Source organism: Pseudomonas sp. NPDC096925, from assembly GCF_044762545.1.
Lineage (GTDB): Bacteria > Pseudomonadota > Gammaproteobacteria > Pseudomonadales > Pseudomonadaceae > Aquipseudomonas.
Window position 1 is genome coordinate 605,203 of sequence record NZ_JBIWEM010000001.1, and the last position, 9,806, is coordinate 615,008.

Annotated in this window: 15 protein-coding genes; 7 read left to right on the forward strand and 8 right to left on the reverse strand. The window is 60.4% G+C overall.

What is annotated here, in order from left to right; genetic code table 11:
• Positions 1–7: 7 nt before the first annotated feature.
• The 5 genes from ACIQYU_RS02920 to ACIQYU_RS02940 form a co-directional block, all read right to left on the reverse strand.
• Complete coding sequence (locus ACIQYU_RS02920; RefSeq protein WP_402798178.1) at positions 8–823, reverse strand: DUF2303 family protein; 816 nt, start codon at positions 821–823, stop codon at positions 8–10.
• A gap of 26 nt (positions 824–849) precedes the next feature.
• Positions 850–1,197, reverse strand: coding sequence for a hypothetical protein (locus ACIQYU_RS02925; RefSeq protein WP_402798180.1), 348 nt, complete (start codon positions 1,195–1,197; stop codon positions 850–852).
• A gap of 88 nt (positions 1,198–1,285) precedes the next feature.
• On the reverse strand, positions 1,286–1,813 hold the full coding sequence (locus ACIQYU_RS02930) for a hypothetical protein (protein WP_402798182.1): 528 nt from the start codon (positions 1,811–1,813) through the stop codon (positions 1,286–1,288).
• On the reverse strand, positions 1,810–2,079 hold the full coding sequence (locus tag ACIQYU_RS02935; protein ID WP_402798184.1) for a hypothetical protein: 270 nt from the start codon (positions 2,077–2,079) through the stop codon (positions 1,810–1,812). The genes ACIQYU_RS02930 and ACIQYU_RS02935 overlap by 4 nt, the downstream gene beginning before the upstream one ends.
• Positions 2,080–2,097: 18 nt before the next feature.
• Positions 2,098–2,472: a LuxR C-terminal-related transcriptional regulator gene (locus ACIQYU_RS02940; protein WP_402798185.1), complete on the reverse strand. Its 375-nt coding sequence runs from the start codon at positions 2,470–2,472 to the stop codon at positions 2,098–2,100.
• Between the two features lie 250 nt (positions 2,473–2,722).
• Here ACIQYU_RS02940 and ACIQYU_RS02945 point away from each other — a divergent pair, with 250 nt between their 5' ends.
• On the forward strand, positions 2,723–3,082 hold the full coding sequence (locus tag ACIQYU_RS02945) for a hypothetical protein (protein WP_402798187.1): 360 nt from the start codon (positions 2,723–2,725) through the stop codon (positions 3,080–3,082).
• Between the two features lie 41 nt (positions 3,083–3,123).
• Here ACIQYU_RS02945 and ACIQYU_RS02950 read toward each other — a convergent pair whose 3' ends face one another.
• From ACIQYU_RS02950 to ACIQYU_RS02960, 3 genes are all read right to left on the reverse strand, one after another.
• Positions 3,124–3,312, reverse strand: a complete 189-nt coding sequence (locus ACIQYU_RS02950) for a hypothetical protein (RefSeq protein ID WP_402798188.1) — start codon at positions 3,310–3,312, stop codon at positions 3,124–3,126.
• A gap of 372 nt (positions 3,313–3,684) precedes the next feature.
• Entirely contained in the window at positions 3,685–3,936 is a 252-nt protein-coding gene (locus ACIQYU_RS02955) for a DUF1654 domain-containing protein (protein WP_402798190.1), read from the reverse strand.
• Between the two features lie 235 nt (positions 3,937–4,171).
• Entirely contained in the window at positions 4,172–4,864 is a 693-nt protein-coding gene (locus ACIQYU_RS02960) for a LexA family protein (RefSeq protein ID WP_402798192.1), read from the reverse strand.
• 578 nt (positions 4,865–5,442) lie between these two features.
• On the opposite strand from ACIQYU_RS02960, the gene ACIQYU_RS02965 reads away from it, so the two are divergent.
• The 6 genes from ACIQYU_RS02965 to ACIQYU_RS02990 are packed head-to-tail and all read left to right on the forward strand — an operon-like array spanning position 5,443 to position 9,804.
• Entirely contained in the window at positions 5,443–6,234 is a 792-nt protein-coding gene (locus ACIQYU_RS02965; protein ID WP_402798193.1) for a replication protein, read from the forward strand.
• Positions 6,227–7,606 (forward strand): replicative DNA helicase, encoded by a 1,380-nt coding sequence (gene dnaB, locus ACIQYU_RS02970; RefSeq protein WP_402798194.1) that lies wholly within the window; start codon positions 6,227–6,229, stop codon positions 7,604–7,606. The genes ACIQYU_RS02965 and dnaB overlap by 8 nt, the downstream gene beginning before the upstream one ends.
• The gene (locus ACIQYU_RS02975; protein WP_121757711.1) at positions 7,603–8,031 is read left to right on the forward strand and encodes a VRR-NUC domain-containing protein; all 429 of its coding nucleotides are present in this window, start codon (positions 7,603–7,605) and stop codon (positions 8,029–8,031) included. The genes dnaB and ACIQYU_RS02975 overlap by 4 nt, the downstream gene beginning before the upstream one ends.
• Positions 8,028–9,326, forward strand: a complete 1,299-nt coding sequence (locus ACIQYU_RS02980; RefSeq protein WP_402798196.1) for a tyrosine-type recombinase/integrase — start codon at positions 8,028–8,030, stop codon at positions 9,324–9,326. Before ACIQYU_RS02975 ends, ACIQYU_RS02980 begins: the two co-directional genes overlap by 4 nt.
• Positions 9,323–9,490, forward strand: coding sequence for a hypothetical protein (locus ACIQYU_RS02985; protein WP_402798197.1), 168 nt, complete (start codon positions 9,323–9,325; stop codon positions 9,488–9,490). The genes ACIQYU_RS02980 and ACIQYU_RS02985 overlap by 4 nt, the downstream gene beginning before the upstream one ends.
• Positions 9,487–9,804, forward strand: a complete 318-nt coding sequence (locus ACIQYU_RS02990; RefSeq protein ID WP_402798199.1) for a hypothetical protein — start codon at positions 9,487–9,489, stop codon at positions 9,802–9,804. Before ACIQYU_RS02985 ends, ACIQYU_RS02990 begins: the two co-directional genes overlap by 4 nt.
• Positions 9,805–9,806: the final 2 nt, after the last annotated feature.

The window sequence follows — 9,806 nt, forward strand, 5'->3', positions numbered from 1 at the left end:
AGACTAATCATTTGGGGTCGAAGGTTCCCAAGGATAGCTTCGCAGCGGTACCGACCTTATCGTCAAGAACAGCCTTGAATTCCTGGGCGATTGCCTCGCGCTGGGCTTCTTCACCGATCCAGCGCAGTTTCAGAACCGGTTGCGAACCGCCGGTGATGACCGACACGCGCAGGCGGATCACTTGCTCAGCCAACCCTTCAAACGGGATTACCTTGAAGTCCAGCCATGCCGGCAGGGTTTCTTTGCTGCTGGCCTCGATCTGGTCCATGGTACTGCGGCTGGCGCGGGTTTCACCCACTGCGTGGTCGCTCTCGGAGGATGCCTTCACCGTGATGGTGCGAACCGCAGCGATCGCTTTCGCGATAGTCATGGTCTGGCCATTCTCATCGGTGGCCGACAGATGCTGGTTCCAGTCTTCGATCCAGTCGCTCATCGCCTTTTGGACCAGGCTCTGACCGCAAACCGCCTGAACCGCAGCGAACGCAGCGGAGGCCTTGAGGCGCAGTACGGCGCGGTCATCGGCATGGCCTGGTTCTTCGGCGGTACCGATGTTGAACAGTACGATGCAGCTCATGCTGTCCTGGTCGATGAAGCCGCGTGCTGCTGATGCGGCGCGCTCGACGACATATGCGCTGTAGTCGGCAAGCGAGTGAGTGACGAACGTGCCACGGAAGCGGTTGCGACCGGCCTGGAAGCGCTCCAGATCAACCACATTGAAGTTCTGCGGGAGGACGGCAACCTTGCCGAGGGCCGGCAGTTCGATGCCAGCTGCAGTGACGGCGTTTGCTTGGATCAGTTCGAGAGCTTCTTTGCTGAGGGACATGCGCTATTCCTTGTAGGTGCTGTGAGTTAGGAGCGTGGGTGTACCGGTGCTTCGTCGCGGGTGAAGAGCTGGTCATGCTTTTCGGGGAAGAGGGAGATGTTGCCGCCGGTGCCGACGTACATCGGGGTATCGAGGCTGGTGTTTTCGCTTCGGGCGCCGCGCTTGGTGGGCACCTTGTAGTCGAGCTTGTGCTTGATCTTCACCTGGTGCGAATCGCCGATCTGGCTGAAGTCCAAGGTGATGGTGATCTTGCCGGCCTTGCCATGGTCGACAACGCCTGCGGCTACTTCCGAAAGTGCGTGACCGATCTGGCTTGCGAAGGCGCCGCCGTTGAGCTCGTTGAGAAATTCGTTGGTGTCGGTTGGCTTGGGCATTTCTTCGTTCCCTCGGGAGGTATGCCGCTGGGCGGCAGATTGATGTGCTGCTGGCGCCGACCGTGACGGGCGCGCGCGGTGATGCGTTTCAAGGTCTTTCCCCGTAGCGCGGGAAGTCGATTCCGTTTTCCTCGACTAGCCGTTTCAAGTAGCAGTTACTGATGCCGAGGCGCTTGGCGACGAAGTTTCGGCTAAGGCCCTTGCCGCAGTTCGCGCGTATAAGCTCGACCAGCTTGGCGACTTCCTCGGCCTTGGCCTGACGGGCAATTTCACGCTGTATCAGCTCTTTGTTATCGCTGCGGAACAGGAAGCCGTGTTCTTTCGACATGCGATGCAGCTCTGTGCGACCCATGCCCAGGCTGCGAACTGCTTCGGCGAGGGTCATGGTCTTGGCCGCTGCTTTCACTCGCTGCAGCTGATCGCGCTTCGCCTGGATATCAGCGCTGGCGTCTGGATCGATCGTGGATGATCCGGGCCCATGGTGGGGCGGGCGCGGTCGAGGCTTGAAACCTTCCAGGCTTTGAGCGCTGCCTCCATGACGGAAGAAGCTGTCGATGCTCGCATTGAGTTGAGCCACGATGGCGGCGCGCTGGTCTTGGACGGGTCCGCCGATCATTGCAGGCCGCCTTGCTTGCTCGCCGCGCCTGCCTCCATCGCATCCACAAACCGCATCGCAGTCCTATAGCTGTAGGCGAAGCCCTGCTTTGCGCCGGTGGCGATTTCAACCACATCCCACGTCGTGCCGTTGCCGGATGCCTGGTAGCGCGGTGCTTGCTGGCCGACCTTGGCGTGAGCCTCGGCCCTCAGTGACTTACTGCGCTCGAGCAGGGCCGCGAGCACGGCAAGCTTCTGCTCGAAAGCAGGGTGCATTGCTGTCTGCATGGTTGATCCTCGGGTGGGTCAGGCGTGAAGTTCCAGGGTCTCGGCCCGGCGAACGATTCGAACTTGGGCGGTGCGGCGTTCCGGCGCGCGGCGCATCGGGTCTCCGTCGTTTAGGGCTGCGTGCATGGCCATGAGGCCAACCAGCAAGATGCAGAGGGGGCTGATGATCTGGCGGCGCATGGCTTCGGCCACGGCTGCGGCGCGACGGGCCACGCCCAGTTTCAGCATGGCGTCGCCGATACGCTTTTCGACACCGCTTTCGCTGATGCCGAAGTGCTTGGCGATTTCCTTGGTGGTGAAGCCCTGGGCGACATCGAGGATGCACTGCAATTCGCGAGGCGCCAGGCCTCGGCCAAGGTGGCCTATCCATGCGCCGATAGTGATCGTGTCCATGATTGATCTCGGGGGTTGGCTGCATTGGTCGTGACGCTCGCTGCCGTAGACCTCCCGGACCAGGGGAGGGCGAACGTCACGACCGATGCAGCCTGGTGATGGGGAACCAGGTGGACCGGGCAGTTTTCGTCAGGCTGACGCGTTGCTGGTTGTTTGATGGCCTGCGGCCAGCTCACCACTGCCCAGGTGACGGGCTTTGCGCTAGGCTGAGCGCTCTCACACAACACAGCCAGCAAAGGAGGGCGCAACCTTGGCAGTTTCTGTGGTTGCAAAATTCATCGCGGATGAATGGTTCAAAATCATGGCGGTTCTTTCTTTTGTGGCACTCGTCCTTTCGATGACGGTGGATTTGAAGGTCGACAACGGTGTAGTTGGGCTCTTCTCCCTGGCCGGCCTGCTTTGGGGCATTGGTGAGATGGCCAGCCGGCCGTTTGTTTCGGGGATCGCGCCTCACCCTTATCAGCTTGGGTCAGTGATAATTAGTGGCAGGCCTCGTCGAGTTACCAAGTCTGGCATCGCCTTTTTCGTTCTCTCGGCGCTTGTATCTCTGCTCGGGGGCCTCAAGGCCTACCCCTTAATTGCGGAGGTTGTCCGAGCCGCTCAGCTCTGATTTCCCGTCTGGCCCTGTTGCCAAGGCCAGCCAGTGAAATCTCAGCTCTCACGCCTCATTTGCTCTTGGCTGGCGTGCTCTTCGCTGCAGAAAGGAAGGGTTTCGCTCATGGCCTCCCGCTTGCCGTCCCGGCTATCGAAGCCAATGAAGTGGATGGTGACGTAGATAGGCTTATCAACCGGTTGACGGCATAGGGCGCATTCCACGGGCTCTGTTGCAGGTTGGTTCATCTCATGCTCCTCCAGGTGATTCCCAATGCCGCCTCATCGAAGCGGCATCAGTGAATCTTGTGGTTTTTTACTCAACAGACCGGCGAGCCGACGTGTCGGGCCAGGTAGCCTGCTGTGAGGCGTAACGTCCACCAGAACTCAATGGCCGGCTTAACTCGGCGCCTGGTGGCTCATCTGCTGGTTTTTAAAGAGCGGTAACCTTGCGGTCCGGCGAGCCACTTCCTGCTCGTCGTTAAGCGAAATTTAGAAAACTTAACAAAATTGGTCAAGAAGTTTTTTAAGAAAACTTAACAGGTGTTTTTTGAGGTGATGGGTATGAGGCAGGAAAGCCCGCGATTGCGCAGGCTTTTGGGGAGGGAGGGATGGGCTAGGTCAGCCCTCGAATGGGACTACCCACTGAACCTTGATACTGCCATCGACCAGCTGTCCGACCGTGACGTTGTCGACTTCTGAAATGTCGCTGACCATCTGATCCCAGTCAGTATCCGATTCCCCTGGAAGCTTAGAGAGAACGACGACTTTCTCTCTCTGCGCTTTAGGCGAGTTGATGATCTTCTGCAGCCTGATACCTATGAGGTCATAAGTCGTCGGGGCTGGTAGTGTCGCGGTTTTCGCTCTGGCCATCTGTTACCTCCTTGCAATAGCTGTATGTCCATACAGTAACAGTGGGGCGCAAAAAGTCACCTGTCAAAAAATCAAGCAGATGATTTTTTGCAAGCTGTTGTATTCACTGGGGTTCGAATGCGTTCCGAGCCGGCAAGGCGAAAGGACCTATCAAATGTGTAAACTTTTCGCACACGTTCTCTGCCGGAGCACAAAAAAGCCCGCACGAAGGCGGGCTTGATACGAGCAGAATTGGTCAGAGCCCGGTGACTTTTACGTCTATCACGCGGCCGATAAATTCCCAATCGTCTTTAACCTGGACGGTCTCGAAGGCCGGATTTAGAGGCGCTAGGTATTCTTTGCCTGCGTCGTAGACGTACTGCTTGAACGTGGTTTCGCCGTCACGGTGCCTGGCGATGTAGTACTTACCGCTTACCAGGTCGAACCCTTCAGGCTGAACAAGTACGTATGTTCCTGGAAGGAAGCTTGGGCTCGAGTTCGACACCATCGAATTGCCCTTTACTTCGAGCCAATATCCGTGCTCGCCCGCGCTCTGGTCAGACTCGAAATACAATCCAGCACCACCAACATATTGATCAGGTGACTCAGCCCTTTGGCCGGCGGCAACCCAGCTGATTACTGGATAGCTGATCGCTTTCTTGAATGGGCGAAACGCTGGCTCAACGTTTGAGCCGGGCCCAGGTTCTTGGCCTTTCCCTGTCTCCAGCCACGTTGCTGAACATCCCAGCAGCTCTGCAAGAGACAGCAGGTTTTTCCCCTTCGCGCCGTTTGTCCCGTTCAACCAGAACGTAACCGTGGCACGAGAGACCTTAAGGCGCTCGCTTATGTCTGTCGCGCGCAGGCCCAGGGCCTCCATCCGCGACTTCATTCTGTCTTTGAATTCCATGTTTAGGATTCTAAACATTTCGATGTTTAGATAACTTGCCATAGGTTGTTAATCTTTCTAAACTGGCCGCAAACAGGAGGAGCACAGCCATGACATTTGACGAGGCCCTGAAATTTTTCGGGTCAGGGAAGGCCATCGGCGACGCGCTGGGTGTCAGCGGGAGCCGGGTTTCTCAATGTAGGTCCTCTGGCGGATTTTCATACCCCATGCAATGCGTCCTCGAAAAGGAGTCTGGCGGATCGCTGATCGCTAAGCGCAAGGACGTACCGGGGAGTGAGCAAGCCGCTGAGTGACCTAGCGAGATGAAGTATGCGTGATCTGGCCTTGCGCCAGTAGTGCGGCCGTCCAGCTGTTCAGACATCCAGTGCCCGAACAGTAGACGAAAAAAAACCGCCTGGCAGGGCGGCTTTCTCTACAACAGAAACGAGGTTGATTATGCACTCAGCAATGGATGCTAGCAATACCGCCGAAAATCCTCCGAATCACCAGAAAGCATTCCACCAATCCGCCGCACTCCATGCCGCGCGAATGATTCGCCTCCAGTACGCAGCCGCCTCGAAGTCCGCACTCCGCCGTGAGTGTGTCGAGCATCTGCGGGCATCGTTGTGCGGAGGTGGCCTGTGACCACCGTCACCACAATCCAACCAAAAAGCGGGTTCACCCGAATGGACAACGACCTGTACGAGGCCCTGATCGGGGCTGAGCTGTCAGGCCGCGAGCTTCGTGTCGCCCTGGCAATCCATCGCCAAACCGCCGGATACAACCTGGAGAGCGCGACCATCGCGGCGTCGTACATCGCCCAGATGTCAGGTATCCGTCGTGAAGACGTGTCCCGAGCCATCAGCGAGCTGCTCCGTCAGGGCGTGATTTACCGCGAAGGCGGCAGCCGCAGTCCGATTGGTTTTGCCCCTGTCGCCGAGTGGAAGATCGACAAGAAAAACCCTCACCCGAGCAAGCCAAAAGAAGCGCCACAGTGTGGCGTTTCCGACACGTCCAATGTGGCGTTTCTACCACACAATAAAGACAGAAATACAAATACTACTCCTGACGGAGTAGTCGGTGACGCCCAGGGTCAATCAGCGAAGAGTAAACCCGCTCGGCAGAAGCCAGCGATGGAGGCATGCCCGTATCAGGCGATTGTCGACCTGTACCACCTGGCTCTGCCCGAGCTGCCGGCAGTGGCAATCCTGAACGACGGCCGCAAGCGCGCCCTGCAGGCCCGGTGGCGCGAAAGCGATGTCCATCGCGACTTGAGCTTCTGGGCTGATTACTTCGCCCAGGTGAGCAGCTCGCAGTTCCTGATGGGTAAAGTCGACGGCCGAAACGGCTCGAAGCCATTCCGCGCCACCTTCGACTGGCTGATCGCTCCATCCAACTTCGTCAAGGTGGTGGAGGGCAACTACCATGCATGAGCCCTACAACGCTGAGGCCGAGCACGGTCTTCTGGGTGCGATGCTGCAGCGCCCTGAGCTGATCGACACCCTGGCCGATGACCTCTCGCCAGAATCGTTCTACTTCGCCGAGAACGCAGAGGTGTTTCGCGGCATCCTGGCTTTGCGCGCTGCCGGCAAATCCGTCGACCTGCTGACCGTCGCCGACCAAATTGGCGTGCTGGAGAACGGCGATCGGGCCCTCGGCCACTGCGCGTCACTGGTGGCCAATACCCCGAGCGTGGCCAGCGCTGGCACCTACGCCGGCATCGTTCGGGAACGGGCCATTGAGCGCGCCTTGTACGAACTGAGCGACCGCACCCTGGAGATCGTGCAGGGCAGCGGCGACATTCAGGACAAGATCGCGGCCGTGCAGGCGGCGGCCATGGGCATCGACGCTGGCGGTGACGGGGATGAGGTCGTGAAGGCCGCAGACCTGATGGCTGACCAGCTGGAGGTGTGGCAGGAGCGTCACGACCGGCTGTCACGCGGCGAGACACTGATCGGCCTATCGACCGGATTGTCTGACCTGGACGAGAAGCTGGGCGGCCTGCAGCCTGAGCAACTGATCATCGTGGCGGGTCGCCCGGCTATGGGCAAAACCACCTTGGCCATGGGCTTCGTGCTGGATGCCGTTGTGCGCCAGAAGAAGTCCGGCCTGGTCATCAGTCTGGAGATGAGCAAAGGCCAGCTGATTGACCGCGCCGTTGCCGCCGAAGGCCGGATCCCGCTCAATCTGATCAAGAACGGCTCAGCCTGTGAGTCGCATGGCGCCGAGTTGTGCGCAGCAGCGGCCAAGCTAAAGCACTCCAACCTGTTCATCGCCGACCGCGCCGCCGCCACGGTCGGCCGCATCCGTTCGCTGGCTCGCCGGCACAAGATGCGATACGGCCTGGACATCCTGATGATCGACTACCTGCAGCTGATGGACGGCGAGGGCGGCAACCGCACTGAAGCGGTCAGCAGCATCAGTCGCGGCTGCAAGCTGCTCGCCCGCGAACTGGGTATCCCAGTCGTGCTGCTGAGCCAGCTCTCCCGCAAGTGTGAGGAGCGTCCCAACAAGCGCCCGATAAATTCGGATCTTCGTGAGTCGGGGGCCATCGAGCAAGACGCCGACGTGATCCTCTTCGTGTACCGGGACGAGATCTACCACGAAAACAGCGAGTTCAAGGGCGTTGCCGAGATCATTGTCGGCAAGGGCCGCGACATCGAGACCGGCACCGTCCGGGCTGCCTTCCTTGGCCAATACAACCGTTTCGAAACCCTTTCGGCCAGCTGGCAGCCGCCGGCCAAGGCCCCAAGCCAACCTGAGCGGCCCTTGTCGGCCCGCTACACACGCAAGGATGTTGCATGACAGCCCCCGCCCTTCGCCCGTTCAAGGCCAAAGCGGCTCGCGCCAAGCCCGTCGACAGGGAAGGGCAGGAGCAGGCCGCGCTGATGAAAGAACTGCAGCTGCGCTACCCGCAGGCCTACAAGCTGATTTACCACGTCCCAAACGGCGGGCATCGGATCAAGGCCGTGGCTGCCAAGCTGAAGGGGCAGGGCGTTAAGGCCGGTGTTCCCGACCTAGTGCTGCCGATGGCGCGCGGCGGCTACTTCGGCTTGTACATCGAGTTCAAGGCTAAGCCTCCGTTCGATGCGCCGGTGTCGGCCAGCCAGGATGCCTTCCTGCAGCTGCTGACGAACGAGAACTACCTGGCCATTGTGTGCCGGGGCAATATTGACGCGGTCGAGGCCATCCGCGCCTACCTGCTGCAGCCCGCCACGGTGGCTGCATGAGCGCGACCCGGGAAGTGAAACTGAGCGAGGCCGAAGTGCGCCGGCAGGCCGCAGATAAGTCGGTGCGTGACCTGCGCGACCCGCGTCACCCGGGCCTCTACCTGCGTTTCTGGAGCAACCGCGAGCGCGGCACCTGGCACCTGGTGCGCGGCAAGAAGTGGGTGCCAGTCGCCCGCTGGCCCGAGCTGAGCGTAGCGGCGGTCATTGCCGAGTTGCCCGCGTTGCGTCAGCGCCTGATGCGAGACCCCGCCACGGCGCCGGTGGTTTCCGGTATGGCTACCGTGGGCCAGCTGCTCGACTGGTACGGCGACCGTATGGCGCGCGACCGCTCGCTGTCAGCGAAGCGCAAGGCCGGCGCCCGGTCCGCCATCGCCCAGCACCTCAAGCCGCGGCTGGATGAAATGGCCCTGGCTGATGTAACTGCCGATTCGTTGGACAAGCACCTGATGTGGCCGTGCCAGGCCGAGGTGTCGCTGTCCTACCTGCGGCAGATGTTCGCGCTGCTGCTGACCGCCTTCCGCCAGGCTCTGCAGCTGGGCCTGATCGACCGCAACCCGATGACGGGGATGCGCTTCAATGACTTCACCAAGGCCAAGATCCTGCCCAAGGCGGCGCGCCTGCGTGACGTGCAGCTGCCGGAGCTGATGCAGCAGCTGGCCCAGGCATTCCAACAACAGCCGGGCGACGCCATGCTGGCCTTGATGATGCTGGCCCACGGCACCCGGATCGGCGAAACCCGAATGGCGCGCTGGAACGAGATCTCCTTGGCTGCGGCAGAGTGGTTCATCCCCGCCGCCAACGCGAAGACCCGCACCGAACACCGCCTGCCGCTGACCGCCCAGGCGCGGGCGCTGCTGACGCGGTACCGGGCCATCCAGCAGGCCGAGGGCTATGAGGGCGTCTACCTGTTCCCGAATCGTCGTGCTCTGTACCTGAGCGAGACGCAAGCCAGCAACGTGTTCAAGCGCCTGGGGCAGGGTGAGTGGACCAGTCACGACCTGCGCAAGGTATCCCGCAGCACCTGGACCGACCTCGGCATCGACGGCCACATCGGCGAGATGCTGCTGAACCACAAGCTGGGCAAGATCGCCAGTACCTACATCCACACCCAGGCCATGCAGCAGCGCCGCGCCGCGCTGGAGAAGTGGCACGCCTGGCTTGATCGTATCGGCTTCGCAGCCATCCACGGCCTTACCAAGGCCTTATTTGAAATTTCGCAGAATTCGCCCGAGGCCACAGCAGCCTTGGCACCGAACGACCTTACCGCATTTGTAATTAGCGAGGATTCGAAATGACCATTGCTGAGTTCGCATACCAGGCCGTGGGCCTGCTGGTGGCCTACTACATCGGCTGGGTTCGGGCTCACTACACGGTCGCTACCGAGTGCGAGCGCCTGGGTGGTTTCTATGTGGGAAGCAAGACGTTCCGCTGCGAGAAGGTCGAGGATTCGAAGGCATGAAGAAGAACCACGGCCCATCCTTCAAGAAGGCCGTGATCGAGCTGGACAAGTGCCCTTTGTGCCGTGGGAGAGCGGTTACTCAGGGCCTGTTTCACGAACTGCCATGCGACCACTGCAACGCCTCGGGCTGGGTAGCGGCTGCAACTGGCGAGGCCCTGGCCCTGGATGAACTGGTGACCCAGCTCAGCCTAAAGCTGCAGGCCGCGACACGGCAGATCGAGCAGTTGAAGAACCCTCAGGCATCCGGGCCTGAGGCTACATATCAGGGAAGCAACCGGCGCGGCGCTGGCGGCACCAACTACACCGGGGATTAGGG

What these genes read in the sequence shown, in the direction of transcription:
- ACIQYU_RS02955 (WP_402798190.1), bottom strand. Translation starts at nt 3,936, where the DNA reads ATGGCCAGAGCGAAAACCGCGACACTACCAGCCCCGACGACTTATGAC.
- ACIQYU_RS02960 (WP_402798192.1), bottom strand. Translation starts at nt 4,864, where the DNA reads ATGGCAAGTTATCTAAACATCGAAATGTTTAGAATCCTAAACATGGAA.
- ACIQYU_RS02980 (WP_402798196.1), top strand. Translation starts at nt 8,028, where the DNA reads ATGAGCGCGACCCGGGAAGTGAAACTGAGCGAGGCCGAAGTGCGCCGG.
- ACIQYU_RS02985 (WP_402798197.1), top strand. Translation starts at nt 9,323, where the DNA reads ATGACCATTGCTGAGTTCGCATACCAGGCCGTGGGCCTGCTGGTGGCC.
- dnaB (WP_402798194.1), top strand. Translation starts at nt 6,227, where the DNA reads ATGCATGAGCCCTACAACGCTGAGGCCGAGCACGGTCTTCTGGGTGCG.
- ACIQYU_RS02975 (WP_121757711.1), top strand. Translation starts at nt 7,603, where the DNA reads ATGACAGCCCCCGCCCTTCGCCCGTTCAAGGCCAAAGCGGCTCGCGCC.
- ACIQYU_RS02990 (WP_402798199.1), top strand. Translation starts at nt 9,487, where the DNA reads ATGAAGAAGAACCACGGCCCATCCTTCAAGAAGGCCGTGATCGAGCTG.
- ACIQYU_RS02930 (WP_402798182.1), bottom strand. Translation starts at nt 1,813, where the DNA reads ATGATCGGCGGACCCGTCCAAGACCAGCGCGCCGCCATCGTGGCTCAA.
- ACIQYU_RS02935 (WP_402798184.1), bottom strand. Translation starts at nt 2,079, where the DNA reads ATGCAGACAGCAATGCACCCTGCTTTCGAGCAGAAGCTTGCCGTGCTC.
- ACIQYU_RS02940 (WP_402798185.1), bottom strand. Translation starts at nt 2,472, where the DNA reads ATGGACACGATCACTATCGGCGCATGGATAGGCCACCTTGGCCGAGGC.
- ACIQYU_RS02950 (WP_402798188.1), bottom strand. Translation starts at nt 3,312, where the DNA reads ATGAACCAACCTGCAACAGAGCCCGTGGAATGCGCCCTATGCCGTCAA.
- ACIQYU_RS02920 (WP_402798178.1), bottom strand. Translation starts at nt 823, where the DNA reads ATGTCCCTCAGCAAAGAAGCTCTCGAACTGATCCAAGCAAACGCCGTC.
- ACIQYU_RS02925 (WP_402798180.1), bottom strand. Translation starts at nt 1,197, where the DNA reads ATGCCCAAGCCAACCGACACCAACGAATTTCTCAACGAGCTCAACGGC.